General features: G+C 70.2%; 22 protein-coding genes and 2 pseudogenes. 13 read left to right on the top strand and 11 right to left on the bottom strand.

What is annotated here, in order from left to right; genetic code table 11:
• From ACFU5O_RS23615 to ACFU5O_RS23625, 3 genes and pseudogenes are all read right to left on the bottom strand, one after another.
• Nucleotides 1–81 (bottom strand): annotated as a pseudogene (locus tag ACFU5O_RS23615) (electron transfer flavoprotein subunit beta); the annotation flags it as partial.
• 216 nt (nt 82–297) lie between these two features.
• Nucleotides 298–804 carry a flavin reductase family protein gene (locus ACFU5O_RS23620; RefSeq protein ID WP_384243676.1) on the bottom strand — a complete coding sequence of 169 codons (507 nt, stop codon included), beginning with the start codon at nt 802–804 and terminating at the stop codon, nt 298–300.
• A 207-nt stretch (nt 805–1011) separates the two neighbouring features.
• Complete coding sequence (locus tag ACFU5O_RS23625) at nt 1012–1344, bottom strand: TlpA family protein disulfide reductase (protein ID WP_384243677.1); 333 nt, start codon at nt 1342–1344, stop codon at nt 1012–1014.
• Between the two features lie 201 nt (nt 1345–1545).
• On the opposite strand from ACFU5O_RS23625, the gene ACFU5O_RS23630 reads away from it, so the two are divergent.
• A complete protein-coding gene (locus ACFU5O_RS23630) occupies nt 1546–2268 on the top strand; it encodes a lysophospholipid acyltransferase family protein (protein ID WP_384243678.1) in 723 nt (240 codons plus the stop codon).
• 75 nt (nt 2269–2343) lie between these two features.
• Here ACFU5O_RS23630 and ACFU5O_RS23635 read toward each other — a convergent pair whose 3' ends face one another.
• On the bottom strand, nt 2344–3036 hold the full coding sequence (locus ACFU5O_RS23635) for a B3/4 domain-containing protein (RefSeq protein WP_384243680.1): 693 nt from the start codon (nt 3034–3036) through the stop codon (nt 2344–2346).
• Between the two features lie 165 nt (nt 3037–3201).
• On the opposite strand from ACFU5O_RS23635, the gene ACFU5O_RS23640 reads away from it, so the two are divergent.
• Both ACFU5O_RS23640 and ACFU5O_RS23645 read left to right on the top strand, forming a co-directional pair.
• Nucleotides 3202–4059, top strand: coding sequence for a YndJ family protein (locus tag ACFU5O_RS23640; RefSeq protein ID WP_384243681.1), 858 nt, complete (start codon nt 3202–3204; stop codon nt 4057–4059).
• A 23-nt stretch (nt 4060–4082) separates the two neighbouring features.
• A complete protein-coding gene (locus ACFU5O_RS23645; RefSeq protein WP_384243682.1) occupies nt 4083–4631 on the top strand; it encodes a DUF1990 family protein in 549 nt (182 codons plus the stop codon).
• Between the two features lie 81 nt (nt 4632–4712).
• Here the strand turns inward: ACFU5O_RS23645 and ACFU5O_RS23650 are convergent, their stop codons facing one another.
• Genes ACFU5O_RS23650 through ACFU5O_RS23660 form a run of 3 tightly spaced genes read right to left on the bottom strand, consistent with a single transcriptional unit; the run spans nt 4713 to nt 7968 of the window.
• Entirely contained in the window at nt 4713–5774 is a 1062-nt protein-coding gene (locus ACFU5O_RS23650; RefSeq protein ID WP_384243911.1) for a threonine aldolase family protein, read from the bottom strand.
• 14 nt (nt 5775–5788) lie between these two features.
• Nucleotides 5789–6544 (bottom strand): SDR family NAD(P)-dependent oxidoreductase, encoded by a 756-nt coding sequence (locus tag ACFU5O_RS23655; protein ID WP_384243912.1) that lies wholly within the window; start codon nt 6542–6544, stop codon nt 5789–5791.
• A 26-nt stretch (nt 6545–6570) separates the two neighbouring features.
• Nucleotides 6571–7968 carry a DUF6421 family protein gene (locus ACFU5O_RS23660; RefSeq protein ID WP_384243684.1) on the bottom strand — a complete coding sequence of 466 codons (1398 nt, stop codon included), beginning with the start codon at nt 7966–7968 and terminating at the stop codon, nt 6571–6573.
• 446 nt (nt 7969–8414) lie between these two features.
• On the opposite strand from ACFU5O_RS23660, the gene ACFU5O_RS23665 reads away from it, so the two are divergent.
• Nucleotides 8415–9098, top strand: coding sequence for a glycerophosphodiester phosphodiesterase (locus tag ACFU5O_RS23665; protein ID WP_384243686.1), 684 nt, complete (start codon nt 8415–8417; stop codon nt 9096–9098).
• Nucleotides 9099–9188: 90 nt separating this feature from the next.
• Here the strand turns inward: ACFU5O_RS23665 and ACFU5O_RS23670 are convergent, their stop codons facing one another.
• On the bottom strand, nt 9189–9740 hold the full coding sequence (locus tag ACFU5O_RS23670) for a GNAT family N-acetyltransferase (protein ID WP_384243688.1): 552 nt from the start codon (nt 9738–9740) through the stop codon (nt 9189–9191).
• A gap of 45 nt (nt 9741–9785) precedes the next feature.
• On the opposite strand from ACFU5O_RS23670, the gene ACFU5O_RS23675 reads away from it, so the two are divergent.
• The 6 genes from ACFU5O_RS23675 (at nt 9786) to ACFU5O_RS23700 (ending at nt 14216) form a co-directional block, all read left to right on the top strand.
• Complete coding sequence (locus tag ACFU5O_RS23675) at nt 9786–10172, top strand: VOC family protein (protein WP_384243689.1); 387 nt, start codon at nt 9786–9788, stop codon at nt 10170–10172.
• A gap of 152 nt (nt 10173–10324) precedes the next feature.
• Complete coding sequence (locus ACFU5O_RS23680; protein ID WP_384243690.1) at nt 10325–10885, top strand: DUF5134 domain-containing protein; 561 nt, start codon at nt 10325–10327, stop codon at nt 10883–10885.
• 86 nt (nt 10886–10971) lie between these two features.
• On the top strand, nt 10972–11907 hold the full coding sequence (locus tag ACFU5O_RS23685; protein WP_384243691.1) for a M56 family metallopeptidase: 936 nt from the start codon (nt 10972–10974) through the stop codon (nt 11905–11907).
• A 34-nt stretch (nt 11908–11941) separates the two neighbouring features.
• Complete coding sequence (locus ACFU5O_RS23690) at nt 11942–12619, top strand: phosphatase PAP2 family protein (RefSeq protein WP_384243692.1); 678 nt, start codon at nt 11942–11944, stop codon at nt 12617–12619.
• An 18-nt stretch (nt 12620–12637) separates the two neighbouring features.
• Nucleotides 12638–13336 (top strand): HAD family hydrolase, encoded by a 699-nt coding sequence (locus tag ACFU5O_RS23695; protein ID WP_384243694.1) that lies wholly within the window; start codon nt 12638–12640, stop codon nt 13334–13336.
• 208 nt (nt 13337–13544) lie between these two features.
• Nucleotides 13545–14216, top strand: coding sequence for a TetR/AcrR family transcriptional regulator (locus ACFU5O_RS23700; RefSeq protein WP_384243695.1), 672 nt, complete (start codon nt 13545–13547; stop codon nt 14214–14216).
• Here the strand turns inward: ACFU5O_RS23700 and ACFU5O_RS23705 are convergent.
• Nucleotides 14204–15703 carry an LVIVD repeat-containing protein gene (locus tag ACFU5O_RS23705; protein ID WP_384243696.1) on the bottom strand — a complete coding sequence of 500 codons (1500 nt, stop codon included), beginning with the start codon at nt 15701–15703 and terminating at the stop codon, nt 14204–14206. The two genes, ACFU5O_RS23700 and ACFU5O_RS23705, sit on opposite strands and share 13 nt — an antisense overlap.
• 179 nt (nt 15704–15882) lie before the next feature.
• Here ACFU5O_RS23705 and ACFU5O_RS23710 point away from each other — a divergent pair, with 179 nt between their 5' ends.
• Both ACFU5O_RS23710 and ACFU5O_RS23715 read left to right on the top strand, forming a co-directional pair.
• Nucleotides 15883–16554, top strand: a complete 672-nt coding sequence (locus ACFU5O_RS23710; RefSeq protein WP_384243913.1) for a DUF305 domain-containing protein — start codon at nt 15883–15885, stop codon at nt 16552–16554.
• A gap of 60 nt (nt 16555–16614) precedes the next feature.
• Nucleotides 16615–18018 (top strand): FAD-dependent oxidoreductase, encoded by a 1404-nt coding sequence (locus ACFU5O_RS23715; RefSeq protein ID WP_384243697.1) that lies wholly within the window; start codon nt 16615–16617, stop codon nt 18016–18018.
• 106 nt (nt 18019–18124) lie between these two features.
• Here ACFU5O_RS23715 and ACFU5O_RS23720 read toward each other — a convergent pair whose 3' ends face one another.
• Both ACFU5O_RS23720 and ACFU5O_RS23725 read right to left on the bottom strand, forming a co-directional pair.
• Nucleotides 18125–18484: an ArsR/SmtB family transcription factor gene (locus tag ACFU5O_RS23720; RefSeq protein ID WP_384243699.1), complete on the bottom strand. Its 360-nt coding sequence runs from the start codon at nt 18482–18484 to the stop codon at nt 18125–18127.
• Nucleotides 18485–18712: 228 nt separating this feature from the next.
• Nucleotides 18713–19126: an organic hydroperoxide resistance protein gene (locus ACFU5O_RS23725; RefSeq protein ID WP_384243700.1), complete on the bottom strand. Its 414-nt coding sequence runs from the start codon at nt 19124–19126 to the stop codon at nt 18713–18715.
• A gap of 78 nt (nt 19127–19204) precedes the next feature.
• Here ACFU5O_RS23725 and ACFU5O_RS23730 point away from each other — a divergent pair.
• Nucleotides 19205–19693, top strand: a pseudogene (locus ACFU5O_RS23730) (MarR family winged helix-turn-helix transcriptional regulator); the annotation flags it as partial.
• Nucleotides 19694–19817: the final 124 nt, after the last annotated feature.

Here is a 19817-nt window from a genome sequence, read left to right on the forward strand (position 1 = left end):
GACGGTCAGGTCATCGGCGAAATGCCGGTCACCGGTGGCATCGGGCACGTACTTCACACAGACAACGATCCTCAAGCTCACGCCGGCTCTCCTACTGCATCCGTCATTTCTGTGGGTCCCCCGTACCGAAGGCCAGGGGCCTGCCTTGTGCAGGCAGCATAGGCGCCTGAAGGCGGGGTTTCCGGTCGGGGCGACCGGCACTCCGAACGAAATATTACTCGTCAGTACACCGGGAGCCTGCCCCATGAGCAAGCGCTTGGAACTGTGACGTTGACAACGCTGCGTAACCGGGATTTCTCAGTCCCTCAGCGCGTTGAAGCGCCCCTGGTGATAGAGCAGCGGACGCCCGGCTCCCGCCGGATCACCGGCGACGACCTCGGCGATGACGATGCGATGGTCCCCGGCCGGCACCCGGGCGACGACCCGGCAGACCAGCCAGGCCAACACGCCGTCGAGCACCGGAACGTCCTCCGGCCCGGTACGCCAACCGGTGGGCGGGGCAAAGCGGTCGGCGCCGCTGCGGGCAAACGTCGCGGCCAGTTCGCGCTGATGCTCGCCGAGTATGTGAACGCCTATGTGCTCGGCCTGCGAGACGACCGGCCAGCTGGACGATGTCGTGCCGATCCCGAACGAGATCAGCGGAGGCTCGGCGGCCACGGAGTTGAGCGACGTGGCGGTGAAGCCGACGGGACGGTCCCCTCGCGCCGTGATGACCGCCACGCCGGCCGCGTGCAGGCGGAAAACGGAGCGAAGCAGTTCGGGAGATGCCGGTCGAGGAGTGCCGAGACGGGGCGTGGTCGGCATGAAGTCGTCCTTCTGCGGGGGATGCGAACGGGTCCGTGACTGCTCAGGTACCCGGACAGCGCGAACTCGCGTCGCGTGCCAGGCCCACATGCGCCCGGCCGTGGAGAAGGAGTTGAGGCGGCATGTCGTCAGACTGACGATTGATGGCCGGTGCAGTCAAGTTGGTTCCGCGATATGCGAGCTGCGTCACGGAGCCCGGACAACGCGTCAGAGCGCTGCGCCGAGTGCGGCGATGACATCGGCCTTGCGCGGCTGCCCGGAGGCCCTCCGTACGATCCGGCCCGCCGCGTCCAGCACGAGCACCGTCGGCGTGCGGAGGATCTCCAGGTCCCGGACCAGCGAGAGCCTCTTCTCGGCGTCGATCTCCACATGGGCGACCCCTTCGACCATGGCCGCCACGTCGGCGAGTGTCCGGCGGGTCGCGCGGCACGGCTGGCAGAAGGCGCTGGAGAACTGCACGAGCGTCGCCCGCTCCCCCAGTTCCGCGCCCAGGTCTGCCGTTCGGAGCTTCTCCATATGTCCGTTCACATGTCCGTTCATCGTCCGACGCAGCGCCTCGCCCGCCGCAAGGATTCCCGTCCGGTGACGCGACGTGACGAGAATCTCGCCGTACGGGGCCCCCAGGACTGGCCGTTACGCCGCACATGGGGCACGATCTGCCCATTGCCGAAAACCTACGGCTGCGTAACTTCCGCCGGGCGAACCCTACCCGGGCACAGTTAACGAAGGGTCTCCCCACAGATGGCAGAGCTCGTCTACCGGCCGGTCGTCGGCGCCGCTCGCACGATGTTCAAGGCGCTCGACCTGAAGATCGACACTCAGGGGTCGGAGAACATTCCGCGCTCCGGCGGTGCGGTGCTCGTGAGCAATCACATCAGCTACCTCGACTTCATCTTCTCCGGCCTGGCGGCGCTGCCGCAGAGGCGGCTGGTCCGTTTCATGGCGAAGGACTCCGTCTTCCGGCACCGGATCTCCGGTCCGCTGATGCGCGGGATGAAGCACATCCCGGTGGACCGCACGCAGGGCGAGGCGGCGTTCGCGCACGCGCTGGACTCGCTGCGCTCCGGCGAGATCGTCGGAGTCTTCCCCGAGGCGACGATCTCCCAGTCGTTCACGCTGAAGAGCTTCAAGTCGGGTGCGGCCCGACTGGCCCAGGAGGCCGGGGTCCCGCTGATCCCGATGGCCCTGTGGGGCACCCAGCGGCTGTGGACCAAGGGGCGGCCGAAGCACCTCAAGCGCAGCCACATCCCCGTGACGATCCGGGTCGGGGAGCCCATGGAGGCGCCGACCGACCAGTACGCGGGCGCGATCACCCGGCGGCTGCGCGAGCGGGTGCAGGAGTTGCTCGAGGCGGCGCAGCGCGCCTATCCCGTGCGCCCGAAGGACGCGAACGACACTTGGTGGGTCCCCGCGCATCTCGGGGGTACGGCGCCCACTCCGGCGCAGGTCCGCGAGGCCGGCTGACCGTCGGCCGCGAAGCCGCGGGACAGGCCGGAACCGCAGGTCCGCGAGGCCGGCGGAGCCGAAGGGGCCGAAACTTCACTCCGGGGTGCCGACGGTGATCCGCACCCCGGGGCTCAGCTTCGTCAGCACCTCGGCGAGCTCCGCACCCGCGGCCTCGAGCTCGCCGGCCGTCATGGGGGCCAGCGACTCCAGCAGGAAGACGGCGTTCACGGACTCCTCGGTGAGCCGGGTACGCGGGCCCTGCCGCCAGTTCCAACGCCGGCAGGTGACGCCCTCGTCGTCACACCACACGATCTCGCCCGCCTCTGGGTGCTCCACGGTCTCCTGACCCGCCGCGACGACCGTGAACGGCTCTTCCCCGGTGGCCCGGACAAGGCGCATGCCGCCCTGGACCCGGTCCAGGTCCTCGCCGCCGACGGGGATCAGATGGGCCACGCTGATCGCGTTGTACGCGTCCACGAGCAGATTGATGCGCGGCAGCCCGCCGTCCGCCAGGGCGCGCCTGGCGAGAGCCTCTGCCGAGTTGCGCGTACGGGACGGCTTGGCACCGAACGCGGTGTAGGCCGCGCGCCAGGCGGCCATGTGGGGGTCCTCGTGCGGCGCACGCCCGTCGAGCCGCTCGGCGAGCCGACGGGCGGCATCGTCGAGCAGCGCCGAACCGACCTCGCTGCTCGGTCCGTTGACCAGGCCATGGGCTTCGACCGCGAGGTGACTGAAGCCGGGTACGAGGGTGCGCACTTCGTCGGACACCGTGAGCGTAAGGGTCATCGTCTGCCTTGCTTCAGCGCTTCCCAGCGCGACGGACAGGCCTAGATGGTCCACTGTACGACACCACGCGGTCCAGTCCGTTCAACTCACTTGAACACGTTCAAGAGTAGCCGTATGCTCACGCCCAGCGGCCTTGAACGCGTTCAAAAGGGAGGGGTGGGTGTGATGACCATGCTGGTCAACGCGATCGTGATGCTGGGCATGCTCGTGATCGTTCCGCTGGGCCTGCGGCTCATCGGCGCCCCGGGTCCGGTGCTGCTGAGCCGGTTCTGGCCGCTGCTCGCCGCCCCGGGGGCAGTGGCCCTCTGGCTGCCGCGCGGGCCCGTCGCCACGGTCCTGGCCGCGGTGTACGCCCTGTCCACCGTCGCACTCGCCCTCTGCGCGCCCGTACGCCTGAGACACACCCGCTCGCTCGCTCCCGCGGAGATCGCCACCCTGACCGCTCTGGTCACTCCGGCGGTCGCCGGGACGGCTCTGGTCGCCGAGCGCTCGGGCCACCGGCTGTTCGGTTTCGACCTGGAGATCCTGGCCCTGACCGTGCCCCATTTCCATTTCGCCGGCTTCGCGGCGGCGCTGGTGGCCGGACTCGTCTCCCGTGCGTCGGACGGCCCGGCAGGCCGCTTCGCGGCCCTGAGCGTCCCTTCCGGCACCTTGCTCGTCCTCGCCGGGTACTTCGTCAACGACGTGGCCGAGCTGGCCGGGGCGCTCGTACTGACAGCCGGGATGTGGGTCGTAGCCCTTCTGACATGGCGGCACATCCGTACCGCCACCGGGGAGCGGCTCGGCAGAGCCCTGCTCGCGGTCTCGGCGGCCGTCCTGGTGGCGACCATGCTCCTGGCCCTGAGCTGGGCGGTGGGTGAGGCCACCGGCCTGCCGCACCCGAACCTGGCCTGGATGGCCGCCACCCACGGCCTCGGCAACGCGCTCGGCTTCGCGCTCTGCTCGGTACTGGCCTGGCAGCGGCTGACCCGTACGACCGTCGAGCCCCTCCGCAAGGCCCCGGCACCGGTCCCGAACACATGAAGCGCGCACCCGAGGAGAGTCGCATGGACAACTCGTCCCCACTCAACTACGCCGAGGCCGGCGCCACCCGCCTCGCCCCCCTCCCGGACGGCTACCACCACCTCCGGCACCGCGTCGCCGTCGGCCACGGACGCGCCGCCTTCGAAGCCGCGGGCGACGCGGTCGTCACCTGGCGGATGCACCGTGCGTCGGGTGCGCGGGTACGGGCGGCCGCGCCGCGCGCAGAGCCGGAGACCGACGTCGAGCTGTCCATCGGCCTCGGCCCGCTGCGCTTCTGCGCACCCTGCCGGGTGATCTGGGTGGTGGACAGCGGGAGCCGCCGCGGGTTCGCCTACGGCACCCGGCCGGGACATCCCGAGCAGGGCGAGGAGTCGTTCGTCATCGAACTCGGCGGCGACGGCACGGTGTGGTTCGCGGTGACGGCGTTCTCCAGGCCGGCCCGGTGGTACACACGGCTCGCGGGCCCGCTCGTACCCGTGTTCCAGCGGCTGTACGCGCGTCTGCTGAGCCGCACGTTGCGGCGTGTCGCGGCGGCCGACGGGGCGGGCGGGGGCAGGCCGGGGCTCGACTGAGCCACGCGGCCCACGGATCGAGGGGCTGCCCGGCAGCACGCCGGACAGCCCCTCGGAAAGAAAGAACTGGTGGAACCCGGGCTATCGGGCCATTTCTTCCTTCAGCGCCTGCACGAAGGCATCCACGTCGTCCTCTGTGGTGTCGAAGGAGCACATCCACCGGACGTCACCGGCCGCCTCGTCCCAGAAGTAGAAGCGGAAGCGCTTCTGGAGCCGCAGGCTCACGTCGTGCGGGAGCCGGGCGAAGACCGCGTTGGCCTGCACCGGATAGAGGATCTCGACCTCGTCGACCGCCCGCACACCCTCGGCGAGGCGCTGCGCCATGGCATTGGAGTGCCGGGCGTTGCGCAGCCACAGGTCCTTGGCGAGCAGTGCCTCCAACTGCACGGAGACGAACCGCATCTTGGAGGCGAGCTGCATGGACAGCTTGCGCAGGTGCTTCATGTGGCTGACGGCGTCGGGGTTGAGGACGACGACCGACTCGCCGAAGAGCATCCCGTTCTTGGTGCCGCCGTACGACAGGACGTCCACGCCGACCGCGTTGGTGAACGCCCGCATCGGCACGTTCAGCGAGGCGGCGGCGTTGGCTATCCGTGCCCCGTCGAGGTGGACCTTCATGCCGAGGCCGTGCGCGTGCTCGACGATCGCGCGGATCTCCTCCACCGTGTAGACGGTGCCCAGCTCGGTGTTCTGGGTGATCGAGACGACCTGCGGCATGGCCCGGTGCTCGTCGTCCCACCCGAACGCCTGCCGGTCGATCAGCTCGGGCGTGAGCTTGCCGTCCGGCGTCGGTACGGTCAGCAGCTTGAGACCGCCCATCCGCTCGGGTGCGCCCCCCTCGTCCACGTTGATGTGGGCGCTCTCGGCGCAGATGACCGCACCCCAGCGGTCGGTGAGCGCCTGGAGCGCCACGACGTTGGCTCCCGTGCCGTTGAAGACGGGGAACGCCTCCGCGGACGATCCGAAGTGGCTGTGCATGATCCGCTGAAGGTGGTCCGTGTACTCGTCCTCGCCGTAGGACACCTGGTGGCCGCCGTTGGCCATGGCGAGGGCCGCCAGCACCTCCGGGTGCGCACCCGCGTAGTTGTCGCTGGCGAAGCCCCGCACGTCGGGGTCGTGATGCCGGCGGGCATCCGTGGTCACGGTCTTCGAAGGGCTCACGGCTTGGGGGTCAGCCACAGACGCTGTCCATTCACTTCCGGGGCGGGCCGGTCCCAGACTCCGGCAATGGCCTCGGCCAGTTCCTTGACATCCGTGAAGCCCGCGAACTTCGCATTGGGGCGCTCGGCGCGCATGGCGTCGTGCACCAGTGCCTTGATGATCAGGATGGCAGCCGCGGTGCGCGGGCCTTCCTCGCCCCCAGCCTTGCGGAAGGCGTCGGCGAGCGCCAGGGTCCATGCCTCTGCGGCCGACTTGGCCGCGGCGTAGGCGGCGTTGCCCTCCGTGGGCTTGGCGGCCCCCGACTGGCTGACCAGCACGAAGCGGCCCCTGTCGCTGCGCTTCAGCGCCTCGTGGAAGGCCAGGGAGGTGTGCTGGACCGTGCGGATCAGCAGCTTCTCCAGCAGGTTCCAGTCGGCCAGCTCCGTCTCGGCGAAGGTGGCGCTGCCGCGCCAGCCGCCCACGAGATGGACCAGGCCGTCGACGCGGCCGAACTCCTTCTCGGTCTGCTTCGCCCAGTCGCGGGTGGCGTTCAGATCGAGCAGATCGACGGTGTCCCCGGTGACGGTGGCGCCGCCGTGCGCGTAGCGGGCGGCGTCGACGGCCTCCGCGAGCCGCTGGGTGTCGGCGTCGGCGCCCACGACGACCGCCCCGGCCTCGGCGAGCCGCAGCAGGCAGGCACGGCCGGCGGGTCCGGCCGCGCCGGCCACCGCGATCACGGCGCCTTCGAGCGCTCCGTTGCCGTTCGATTTCATGGTGCTGGTCTCCTCGGTACGAGAGTTCACGCGGCAGCCTGCTCGGCATTCCGGGCGGTGATCCCCTTGGTCGAGGCGATCACGCCCTTCAGCTTCTTGGAGAGCGCCTCATAGAACATGCTGAGCGGAAACTCGTCCGGAAGCACATCGTCCACGAGCTTGCGCGGCGGCTGCGTGAGGTCCAGGGCGTCCGGGCCCTTGGCCCAGCGGGAGCCGGGGTGCGGGGCGAGGTAGTCGGAGACCAGGTCGTAAGCCTTGAACCAGTGGACGAGCTTCGGGCGGTCGATGCCGTCCCGGTACAGCTTCTCGATCTCCGCGCAGAGCTGGTTGGTGACCTTGGGAGCCTGCTCCCAGTCGATCTTCAGCTTGTTGTCGGTCCAGCGGATCACGTCGTGCTTGTGGAGGTACGCGAAGAGCAGCTGACCGCCGAGGCCGTCGTAGTTGCGCACGCGGTCGCCCGTCACGGGGAAGCGGAACATGCGGTCGAAGAGGACCGCGTACTGCACGTCGCGGCCGTGCTCGTTGCCCTCGGCCTCGAGCTTCACGGCCTCCTTGAAGGCGGTGAGGTCACAGCGCAGCTCCTCCAGCCCGTACATCCAGAACGGCTGACGCTGCTTGATCATGAACGGGTCGAAAGGCAGATCGCCGTGGCTGTGGGTGCGGTCGTGGATCATGTCCCAGAGGACGAAGGCCTTCTCGCAGCGCTCCTGGTCGTGGACCATCGCGGCGATGTCCTCGGGCAGCTCCACACCCAGGGTCTCCACGGCCGCGTCCGTGACGCGGCGGAAGCGGGCGGCCTCACGGTCGCAGAAGATTCCGCCCCAGCTGAAGCGCTCGGGGGCCTCACGTACGGCGATGGTCTCGGGGAACAGGACGGCCGAGTTGGTGTCGTACCCGGCGGTGAAGTCCTCGAAGGTGATGCCGCAGAACAGCGGGTTGTCGTAGCGAGTGGCCTCCAGCTCGGCGAGCCACTCGGGCCAGACCATGCGCAGCACGACCGCTTCGAAGTTGCGGTCCGGGTTGCCGTTCTGCGTGTACATGGGGAAGACGACCAGGTGCTGGAGGCCGTCCCTGCGGTCCGCGGCGGGCTGGAAGGCGAGCAGCGAGTCCAGGAAGTCGGGCACGTCGAAGGCGCTGTCGGCCCACTTGCGCAGGTCGGCGACGAGCGCGCGGTGGTAGGCGGCGTCGTGCGGGAGGAGCGGGGAGAGCTCGTCGACCGCTGCCGTCAGGCGCTCGACGGCGTACTCGGCGGCCGCGCGCACCGGAGCGCCCTCGGCGTCGAAGTCGATCGAGCCGTCCTTGGACTGCCAGGGCCGGATCTCCTCGACGGCATCCTTGAGCGTGCGCCAGGCCGGGTGCTCGACCACCCGCGCCGCAGTGGCTATTTCGCTACCGACAGCGTCCTGCACAAGAATTTCCGTCATGTCACTTCCTTCACGGGAGAAGCTCGCGTCAAGACACCGTATCCGTGCGTGTCTCTTCCGTACAAGTGTGACCTTGGGAAATTATCCTGCCGACCCCCCGTGGTCGCCGTAGATTTTGCTGTTCTCCACGGATACGGAGGCTTCGACTCCGGTCTGTGACCAGAGGCCGGTCCCAGCCCCCGGAACACAGGATGAGTGTCCCCCGGCGGCCGGAAACCATTCCTGCCGATGCGATGCGTCAAGGTCCTGCATGACGCGCCCACGCGCGGGTGAGGCGTACCCCGGCGCCGCGGCAGGAACGGCCCGGTTCCTGGCCCATCGGCCTTGTGCACGACCGGTTACGCCGTGAACGTGGGCCGTTAGGCTGCGCCCGGGCCGCGTGGGGCAGTGCCGCGCGGGAGCCGCAGCCGATCCGAGCCCGAACCATCGACGGAAGCGAGAAGATCTTGAGTTTCCTCACCATCGGTCATCGCGGGGTCATGGGTGTCGAACCGGAGAACACCCTCCGTTCCTTCGTCCGCGCCGAGCAGGCGGGCATGGACGTCATCGAGCTGGATCTCCATCTGAGCAAGGACGGCGCTCTCGTCGTCATGCACGACGGGGAGGTCGACCGCACGACCGACGGCACCGGGCCGATCGCCGAGAAGACACTCGCCGAGCTGCAGGAGCTGGACGCCGGCGGCGGGGAGCGCATCCCGGTCTTCGAGGAGGTTCTGGACGCCGTGAGCGCGCCGCTCCAGGCGGAGATCAAGGACGTCGCGGCGGCACGGGCCCTCGCCGATGTGATGCGCAGGCGCGATCTGGTCGGCCGGGTGGAGGTGTCGTCCTTCCACGACGAGGCGGTCGCGGAGATCTCCTCGCTGGTGCCCGGGGTGCGCACGGCCCTGGTCGCCAGCCGCTGGGACGGCGACGTCGTGGAGCGTGCGCAGGCGGTGGGCGCCGGCACACTCGCGCTGAACATCCGCCGGCTGACCATGGAGACCGTGGAACACGCGCACGGCGAGGGCCTGAAGGTCCTCGGCTGGGTCGTCAACACTCAGGACCATCTGCGGCTGGTGCGCGCCCTCGGACTCGACGGCGCGACCACCGACTTCCCCGAGATCCGGCGCACCGTCCGCTTCACCGCCTGACGCACGCCCGCCGGTCTCCCGGCAGCGGGAGGCCGGTCCATGGCTTCGCCGGGACCGGAACGAACGCCGGCGCCCTCCCGACCGATCCGTTCAGCCGAGTTCCTTCACCAGCAGCTCGAACTGAAGGTTCTCGCGCCGGGGAAGCCCGAAGCGCTCGTCGCCGTACGGGAACGGGGTCATCTTTCCCGTACGGCGGTAGCCGCGCCGCTCGTACCACGCGATGAGCTCGTCGCGGACCGAGATCACGGTCATGTGCATCTCCCGGACGCCCCACGCCTCGTGCACGATGCGCTCGGCCTCGGTGATGATCTGCCGGCCGAGCCCGCCGCCCTGGAGTTCGGGCCGGACCGCGAACATTCCGAAGTAGGCGGCGTCACCGCGCAGTTCCAGCTGGCAGCAGGCGAGCAGGGAACCGTCGCGCTCCACCACCACAAGCCTGCTGCTCTCCGCCGTGATCACCTGGAGCACGCCCTCGGGGTCGGTCCGCTGCCCGTCCAGGATGTCCGCCTCCGTGGTCCAGCCGGCCCGGCTGCTGTCACCGCGGTAGGCCGACTCTATGAGCGCGACGAGCTCGGGCACATCGGCTTCGGTGGCATCGCGGAAGGCCGGCCGGGAGGGAACGTGCGGCAGGGCGGTGTCCATGTGTCGGGTCTCCGATCGCTGGTGTGCCGTTCTACTGTGCTGACCATGATGCACGTGCTGAGCAGCCGCATCCTTCTGCGGCCGACCGATCCCGAGCGGTCCCGGCGCTTCTACGAGGACGTACTCGGCCTGCAGATCTACCGCGAGTTCGGCACCGGGCCGGACCGGGGCACGGTCTACTTCCTCGGCGGCGGTTTCCTGGAGATCTCCGGGCGCTCACCGACCCCGCCGGACCCCGGGATCGAGCTGTGGCTCCAGGTCTCGGACGCCAAGGCCGCCTACGGGCATGTGCTGGCGCACGGGGCGACGGTGGAGCAGCCTCCCAAGCGGGAGCCGTGGGGCCTCGTGGAGATGTGGCTGAGAGATCCCGACGGCGTGCGGATCGCGGTGGTCGAGGTGCCGGAGGACCACCCGCTGCGCCATCGTCCCTGAAGCACCCTGAAGCACCTCCTGACGCACTCTGACGCATCCCTCCGAGGCGCCGCACGCCCGGCCCGAGCTCCCCGTGTACGCCTGTGCGCCCGTATGCGCCGTGCCCGGTGCGGGCATCACCGCCTCGACAGCGTCGAGCGGGGAGGTGATCGGTGCACGGACCGCCGATGTCGGGCTGGTTACTCGTCGCCCTGTGCGCCGCGTCGGGGGCGTACTGCCTGCTGCGCATGCGCAGCAGCGCCGGAAAGGAGCGCAGGACTGCGGGCGGCGAGGCGGTGATGGGGTTCGGGATGGCCGCGATGGCCCTGCCTGCCGCTGTCGTACCGCCGCCGCGGTGGGCCTGGCCGGTGTACGCCGCCGTCTTCGCGGCTGCCGGACTTCGGGCTCTCTGGGCGGCGCGCGGCGCGCCGGTCAGTGCGCACCATCTGCATCACGTGGTGGGCTCGGGGGCCATGGTGTACATGGCAGTGACGATGGCCCCGGGTGCCTCTGCGGCGCATGCCGGACACGCGGCCGCCGGCGGAGTGCCACCGCTCACGGGGGTGTTGCTCGTGTACTTCGTCGTGTTCGTGCTCCGGTCCGGGGCACGGCTGGTGCCGGTGGCCGCCCCCGCGGGCGGTGGGGACGTGGCCTGGGGCGCCAGGCCCGAGCTGGCACTGGCCTGCAGGGTCTCGATGGGCGTGGCCATGGTGGCGATGCTGCTCACCGTGTGAGGCACCGGACGGTGAAATCGTGGCGTACATCACTTGGCCGGCAGGGCCATACCCGGGAGTAGCACCCCGCTCATAGGCTGCCCCCCATGATGGTCTCCCTCGCGCTGCTGTCGCTCGGCGCACTGGCCGCCGTCGTGACCCCGCGGCTGATGTCGCGGGCCGACTGGCCGGAGCGCGAGCCGGTGGTGGCGTTGTGGGTGTGGCAATGCTTGGTGGCAGCGGTGTTGCTGTGCTTCGCACTGTCCATGACGTTCAGCGCCGCGGCGGCCTGGCAGGCGGTACGGGGACAGGTGTTCGCGTCCGCCCCGAGCGCGGTGGTGGAGGCATACGCGCTGGGCGCGCACGGCCCGTGGTCGGCGGTTCTCGCCGTGGTGCTGGCGTGCGGGGGGCTGTGGACGGGCGCGATGCTGACCCGGGAGATACACCGGGCGCACGGACGGCGCAAGCAGCACCGCGCCGAACTCCATGTGCGCTCCCCCTTGTTGCCCGGAGAGGACACGCGCGGCGATCCCCTGGTCCTGCTGGAGGGTGAGCGCCCCGAGGCGTGGTGGCTGCCGGGCGCGGCGCCCCGTCTGGTCGTCACCACCGCGGCTCTGCGCCGCTTGAAGGGCCGTCAGCTCGACGCGGTGCTCGCCCATGAGCAGGGTCACGCGCGGGCGCGGCACGACTGGCTGCTTCACTGCTCGGCGGCGCTGGCGAACGGCTTTCCGCAGGTGCCGGTGTTCGCCGCGTTCCAGGACGAGATGCACCGGCTGGTGGAACTGGCCGCGGACGATGTCGCCTCGCGAAGGTTCGGGAGACTCACCATCGCCCTGGCGCTGGTGGAACTGAACGAGCACCGGGGAGTCTTCGGCCCCGGCCCGGCCCCCGACGCGCAACTGCCGCAGCGGGTGAACCGGCTGCTGGCTCCGGTGCCCCGGCTCACCGCCGGCCATCGGCTGCGGCTGACCGCGACGGCCGCGCTGGTCCCGGTCGTACCGCTGCTGGTGGCATTCGTGCCCGGGCTGAGTGCTCTCGGATAGTCTCGGCGCGGCGGTCACGGGCAAGATCTTCGCCATGCGTCCCTCCACAGGCTCTTCGCTGCCGCGTGCTCCGCTCCCGCCCCCTTCCCGTATCGCCGCCCTGACGGCGGTCCTCTCGGTGGTACTGCTGGTGGTGGTCGCCGTCGGCTGGGCCCCGGTGATCGGTTTCGACCGTACGGTCGCGGACGGACTGCACGAGTCCGCCGTCGCGGAGCCCGGGCTCACCCGGACGAACCAGATCCTCAGCGACTGGGTGTGGGACCCGTGGACGATGCGTGTTCTGACGGCCCTGGCCGTGGTCGTCCTCCTGTGGCGGCGCAGATGGCTGCTCGCGCTGTGGGTGGCGGCCGCGAGCGCCCTCGGCACGGCTGTGCAGCAGGTGCTCAAGACCCTTGTCGGCCGTGAGCGCCCGCACTGGCCCGATCCGGTGGACAGTGCGCACTACGCCGCCTTCCCCTCCGGGCACGCCATGACGGCCACGATCACCTGCGGGCTGCTGCTCTGGCTGCTGAGCCGGCTCGGAGCAGGCCCGCGGCTGTGGTCGGTCGCGGTGCTGATCTGCGCCGTCTCGGTGCTGGGCGTAGGCTTCACGCGGCTCTATCTGGGGGTGCACTGGTTCACGGACGTACTGGCCGGCTGGCTGCTCGGCGTCTTCGTGGTGGCCCTCACCGCGGCTTCGTACGAGCGGGCGGCCTTGATCTGGGGGCGCTGAGCCCAGCAGGATCACCCCATGGCGTTCAAAGGCGTGCTCTTCGACTTCTCGGGAACGCTCTTCCGGATCGAACCCGTCACGGCTTGGCTGCGGGCCGCTCTCGACGAGACGGGCGTGTCGGTGGGCCAGGACGAGTTCGAACGGTACGCGCGCGAGCTGGACGAGGCAGGGGCGCTGCCGGGCGGCTCGACCCCGCAGCGCATCCCGGAGTCCCTGGCCGAGCTGTGGTCCACCAGGGACGAACACGCCGAGCGGCACCGTGCCGCCTATGTCGGGCTGGCACGCCAGGTCGGGCTGCCGGACCCGAGGCTCTACGACGCGCTCTACGAGCGGCACATGGCACCGCGGGCGTGGCACCCGTACCCGGACGCCGCCGAGGTGCTCGGCGAGCTGCGGCGGCGCGGTGCGGGTGTCGCGGTCGTGAGCAACATCGGCTGGGACCCCCGGCCGGTCTTCCGGGCGCACGGACTGGACGCGTACGTGGACGCGTACGTCCTGTCGTACCGGCACGGGGTCCAGAAGCCGGACCCACGGCTGTTCCGCGCCGCCTGCGAGGCGCTGGGGCAGGATCCGAAGGACGTGCTGATGGTGGGCGACGACCGGCACGCGGACGGTGGCGCGGCGAAGCTGGGCTGTGCCGTGCGCTTTGTGGACCATCTGCCGGTGGACGAGCGCCCGGGAGGCCTGCGGCCGGTGCTCGGACTGGTCGGCGTATGAATCCGGGGCCGGATTCGCGACACTGGGAAGAGAGCCCCGGAACACGGACGTCCGGAGGCCCGTCGAGGCAGGACGGGGCCGACCGGACCGGGCGATCCCCCGCGTCGCCCGGTCAGGCCGATCACCACCGCTGACCAGGCACGCAGGCCTACCGCAGCGGTTGTCGCTGAGTATATTGGCCGAGAGCCAGTCAACGCAGGAGTCAAGCATGTCCCCGCGGAGCGCATCGGTCAATGAAGAACTCCGGCGGCGTTCCCGCGAGCGCCTCCTGCAGGCCACCGTGGACCTCGTCGCGGAGCGTGGTTACGAGGCGACGACCCTCGGCGACATCGCGGACCGCGCGGGGTCGGCGCGCGGCCTGGTCTCGTACTACTTCGCGGGCAAGCGGCAGCTCTTCCAGTCGGCGGTGCACCGGCTGATGCACATCACGATCGAGGCGGCCCTGGAGCGCGAGCCGCGCACGGACGACGGCCGCGAGCGGCTGGCCCGGGCGATCGACGCGGTGCTGGGGCTCGCGGTGGAGCGGCCGGTGCTGATGCGGGCGCACATGGCGGGGATACTGCAGGCCGAGGGGTTCGTCCAGTGCCCGGAGCAGCAGCGGCTGGCGTCCGTGCTGCGCGACACCGTCGAGCGGTACGGCTCACAGGATGTGGACTCCGACTATCCGCTGCTGCGCGCGCTGCTGATGGGCGCGGTGTTCGCGGTGGTGGTGCCGGGGGCGTCCATGCCGCGCGAGCGGCTGCGGGCGGAGCTGTTCCAGCGGTACGGGCTGGACTGGGAGCTCGGCGTCCCGCCGGGCGGTGAGCCGCCCGGCGGGACGAGTCGTGCGGAGCCGGATCCCGATCGGTCGTGGCCGAGGCCGGCCGGTCAGTCGAAGTAGTCCGGCTGCGTCTGCACATTGAGCTCGTGCATCCGGATCCGCTTCGCCGGGTCGGTGCGACGGTCGTCGAGCCTCAGTACGTCGAAGCCCTTGGCGATGTCGTTCGAGTAGATGTGGCCGTTGTAGTAGTACGCCGACCACGAACCGCCGGTGGTGATGGTGCCGGTGCTGAGCGGTCCGCGCTCGAAGTAGGCGATCTCCCTGGGCTTGGCCGAGTTGGTGAAGTCCCACACGGAGACACCGCCCTGGTACCAGGCCTGGACCATGATGTCGCGGCCCTTGACCGGGATCAGCGAGCCGTTGTGGGCGACGCAGTTCTCGGTGTCCGCCTGGTGACGGTCGATCTTGTAGTAGCTGCGGAAGACGAGCTTGCGCTTGTCGCCCTTGCCGACGATGTCGTAGATCCCGTCGGCACCGCGGTTCGGGCCGACCTGCGTGTTGCAGGTCGCGGCGCCGCCGCCGCCCAGCTCGTCGGTGAAGACGACCTTGTTGGCACGCTGGTTGAACGTCGCCGAGTGCCAGAACGCGAAGTTGACGTTGTCCTGGACCTGGTCGATGACCCTCGGGTGCTCGGGGTCCTCGATGTCGAAGAGGATGCCGTCACCCATGCAGGCGCCCGCGGCGAGGTGCTCCGACGGCAGCACGGTGATGTCGTGGCAGCCGGTCGTCTTGGAGACACCCGGGTTCGTGGGACCGCCGGGGTTGCCGCCGCCGTCGGGCCCCTGCCCCGGGAAGAGCACGGGGAAGCTGACGACCGCGGCCTTCTCGGGGGACTTGCGCGGCACCTTGATGACGGAGATTCCGTCGTGCGGGGGCTGGCAGTCCGGGAACGCCGCGTTCGGTGAGTACGAGGAGACGTACACGTACACGTTGCGGCGCTCGGGCACCAGGGTGTGCGTGTGCGAGCCGCAGGCGGTCTCGACGGCGGCGACGTACTTCGGGTTGCGCTTGTCGCTGATGTCGAAGATCTTGATGCCCTCCCAGGAGGACTTCTCCGTCGCGGGCTGCGTGGTGCTGTTGCAGGAGTTGTCACTGCGCGAGGAGTCGGTGGAGAGGAACAGCAGATCGCCGGAGACGGTTACGTCGTTCTGCGATCCGGGGCAGAGGACCTGCGCGACGGTCTTCGGTGCCCTCGGGTTGCCGATGTCGAAGATGCGGAAGCCGTCGTAGTTGCCGGCGAACGCGTACCTGCCCTGGAAGGCCAGGTCGGAGTTGGTGGCCTGGAGCGCATCCTTGGGGATGTTGGCGAGGTGGCTGATGTTGTCGCTGTGGACGACCTCGTCCACGCCGGGTATCTCGCCGTTCGCCACGGCGGACTTGGCGTCGGCCAGCTGGGCCGGGGAGACCTTCCCCTGGGCGGGGGTGTCACCGGGGTCGGGAATGGCGGCCGCGGGTCCGGCCGTCAGCAGAGTGGCGAGCAGCCCGGCCGCGGCTGCCGCCACGCCCAGACGTCTGCGCCGCACGGGGGTGGTGTGCAACGAGATCACTGCGTCCTCCCTTGTATCCGTTCGCAGTTGAACGGTTCACGGACCCCGGCAGTATCGTCCTTTGCATGTCCATTCCAACAGATGGAAACAGAGACGTAATGAAAGATTCTGATCGTTCAGCCGCGCAACCGTGCTAGTACAGTCACCGACGAGCCCAAGTGCCGCAGGAGGTTGCTGTGTTGCTGCCCCGCAGATCACGTTTCGTCCGCAGATTTCCCCTGGCCGTCGCGACAGCGGCTGCCGTACTGGCCCTGGGTGCCTGCGAGTCGGGGTCGGCGCAGGGCAGGTCAGAGGGCAAGGGGGACGAGGGCCCGGCCGTGGTGGCACCGGGCAGGCCCGGTGAGCCGGCGAAGACGCTGTCGGCCGAGGAGGCCAGGAAGGCGGCGCCTGTCAACTCGCCGAACCCTGCGGACTTCTCGTACGCCCAGATGATGATCACGCATCATGGCCAGGCTCTGGAGATGGCCGCGCTGGTACCGGAGCGCGCGGGCAGCGAGCCGGTGAAGCGGCTCGCCGAGCGCATCACGGCAGCGCAACAGCCCGAGATCGGCGCGATGCAGGGCTGGCTGAAAAACAACGGTGGCGGCAAGGACCACGGCGGCCACGACGGCCACGACGGCCACGGGGTGATGCCCGGAATGGCCACCAAATCGCAGCTGGCACAGCTGCGCACGGCGAAGGGGAAGGCGTTCGACGAACTCTTCCTGAAGCTGATGATCACCCACCACGAGGGCGCACTCACGATGGCCGCGGATGTGCTCTCCCACGGCAACGACGTCCGGGTCGAGGAAATGGCCAATGACGTGATCGCGCAGCAGACCGCGGAGATCAGCCGTATGCGCGCGATGTGAGTCTCCCCGGGGGCCCGCCCAGGTGCCATGCTGGAAGCACCCTGCGGAAGGAGCGCAGCTGTGCTTCGAGTCGCCGTCGTCGGATCTGGCCCGAGCGGGGTGTACACCGCTCAGGCCCTCGTCCAGCAGTCCCTGGTCCCGGATGTCCACGTCGATGTACTGGACCGGCTCCCCTGCCCGTACGGGCTGGTGAGATACGGAGTCGCGCCCGACCACGAGAAGATCAAGTCGCTGCAGAACAACCTCCGGACGGTTCTGGAGGACGAGCGGATCGCTTTCATCGGCAATGTCGAGATCGGCACCCGGGGGCTGACGCCGGCCCGGCTGCTCGGCCTCTACCACGCGGTCGTCTACTGCGTCGGCGCCGCACGGGACCGCAGACTCGGGGTGCCTGGCGAAGATCTGCCCGGCAGTTGGTCGGCCACCGACTTCGTGTCCTGGTACAGCGCCCATCCCGACGCCGCGCCCGATGGTTTCGCACTCGCGGACGCCCGCTCCGCGGTCGTCGTCGGCGTCGGCAACGTCGCCGTCGACGTCACCCGGATCCTTTCGCGCGGCGCCGCCGAGCTGCAGCCGACCGATGTGCCGCATGCCGCGCTCGGCGCGCTCGCCCGCAGCGGGGTGCGCGAGGTGCACATGGTCGGCAGGCGAGGTCCTTCGCAGGCGAAGTTCACGACGAAGGAGCTGCGGGAGCTGGGCGGCCTGCCGGACGCGTCGGTGGATGTGGAACCTTCGGATCTCCTGCTGGACCCGGGGTACGCCGACCCGTCGGCGCTGCCGGCCGTGAACCGGCGCAATGTCGAGGTCGTACGGGGCTGGGCGGCCGCGGGTGACGAAGCTTCGCAGGACGCGGGGCACCGTATCCGTCTGCGCTTCTTCCTGCGGCCGGTGGAACTGCTCGAGAGCGGCGGCCGTGTCGGGGGTGTGCGCTTCGAGCGGACCGTGCCGGACGGCTCGGGCGGGGTGCGCGGTACGGGGACGTACGAGGAGATCGAGGCGCAGCTGGTGCTGCGGGCGGTCGGCTATCGCGGAGTGCCGCTGGACGGGCTGCCGTTCGACCCGGCCCGGGGCACCGTGCCGCACGAGGCGGGACGGGTGCTGCGGGACGGCGCAGCGTCACCGGGCGAGTATGTGGCGGGATGGATCAAGCGCGGTCCGACCGGGGTGATCGGCACCAACCGGCCGTGCGCCAAGGAGACCGTGACGTCGCTGCTCGCGGACGCCTCCGCGCTCTCGGGACGCCCGCTCGCCGGTGAACCGCTCCGTGTGCTGCGGGAGTTGGGGCACGAGCCCGTCCAGTGGCCGGGCTGGCTGGCGATCGAACGGGCCGAGGCGGCGCTGGGCAGCTCCCTGGGCCGGCGCTCCGTGAAGATTCCCGACTGGCCCGGACTGCTGGAGGCGGCCCTTGAAGAAGGGGTCCAGCAGGAGCAGTCGGCGGTGCAGGGCCGGCAGCCGGCGGCGTAACCGGGTGTGCGGGCGGCCCTGACGGGTGGACCGGCGGTCCGAACCGCCGGTCCACGGCACGTGCCGAACCTGCCGGTCCACGGGCATCTTCCGGTCCGGAGTCGGCTCAGTGGGTCCCGAGGCGGCCGGCCTCACGGGAGGCGGCGGCAAGGACGCTGTCGAGGAGGCCCGGGAACAGCGTGTCCAGGTCGTCCCTGCGCAGCCCGTTCATCTTCGCCGTGCCCCGGTAGACCTGGCGGATCACTCCGTTCTCCCGCAGCACGCGGAAGTGGTGGGTGGTCGTCGACTTCGTCACGGGCAGGTCGAAGGACGAACAGGACAGCTCGTCGGACGCTGTGGCGAGTTCCCGTACGACCCGCAGCCGCATCGGGTCGGACAGTGCATGGAGCACACCCTCGAGGCGGATCTCGTCGCGCTCGGGGTGGGCCAGTGCGCGGGGGCTGGTCGCGCTGGTCGCGCTGGTCACGGCGGCACTCCACTTCGTTCCGGGTGCACTCATTGTACGAGATTCATCGTAGTTGCCGTCGCCCGCCCACGACAGCGGTGGGGGGGCCGGGCGGCCGGGGGCCGCCCCCCCCGGGGCGAACCCGCCCGGGCCCCCCCCCGCCCCCCCCCCCCGCCCGGGGGGGGGGCCCCCGCCCGCCCGCCCCCCCCACCGCTGTGAATCACCGTGCCGTACCCTCCACCTGCCCGACTACTCGACGATCAGCTCGACCGGGATGTTTCCGCGGGTCGCCTTGGAGTAGGGGCAGACCTGGTGGGCCTGCTTCACGAGCAGCTCGCCGGTCTCACCCTCGAGCGAAGCCGGCAGTTCGACGCGCAGGACCGCGGTCAGTCCGAAGCCGCCGTCCTCGTCCTTGCCGATGCCGATCTCGGCGGTCACCGAGATCTCACTCGTGTCCACCTTCGCCTGCCGCCCGACCAGACCGAGGGCACTCGCGAAGCACGCCGCGTAGCCGGCCGCGAAGAGCTGCTCGGGATTCGTGCCCTCGCCGCTGCCGCCCAGGGCCTTGGGCGCGGCAAGCGGCAGGTCCAGGCGGCCGTCGGAGCTGACGGCGCGCCCCTCGCGGCCGTTGGCGGTGGCGACTGCGGTGTAGAGCGCGTTCATGGAAACCATCCTCTGTCGGTGGAGTCGGACAGGTGCAACTACAGCACACAATTGAGTTGTGCACAACTCGATCGGGTGATGGATAGGTACCCTGGATCCATGAAGACGACACCGGACACCCGGCGGGACGAGCAGATCCTCCGCCTCGACCACCAGATCTGCTTCTCGCTGCACGCGGCATCGCGCGCGTTCAACGGCGTCTACCGGGCGATCCTCAAGGATCTGGGGATCACCTATCCCCAGTACCTGGTGATGCTCGTGCTCTGGGAGCACGGCGAACTGCCCGTCAAGGCGATCGGCACCCGACTGCGTCTGGACTCCGGAACACTCTCCCCGCTGCTCAAGCGGCTCGAGGCGCTCGGCTGCGTGGAACGCCGCCGCAGCGCCGAGGACGAGCGCTCGGTCGCCGTACGCCCGACCGCGAAGGGCATGGCACTGCGGGAGCAGGCGGTGCTCGTGCCCCACAGGATCGCCGCGGCGACGGGGCTCTCCCTCGCCGAGATCGGCGACCTCCAGGAGCGCCTGACATCGCTCACCGCCAAGCTCGATGCGGCCGATCTCGATCTCGACGCCTGGTCGGCGTGCGCGGGCCAGGGCGAGGACGAAGGTGAGGACGCGGCCACGGGGCGGGACGAGGGACAGGGAACGGACGCACGCTGAGGGCCGGCAGCAGACCACCCACTCGGCCCGG

It is taken from the genome of Streptomyces sp. NPDC057445 (genome assembly GCF_042802855.1).
Taxonomy (GTDB): domain Bacteria; phylum Actinomycetota; class Actinomycetes; order Streptomycetales; family Streptomycetaceae; genus Streptomyces.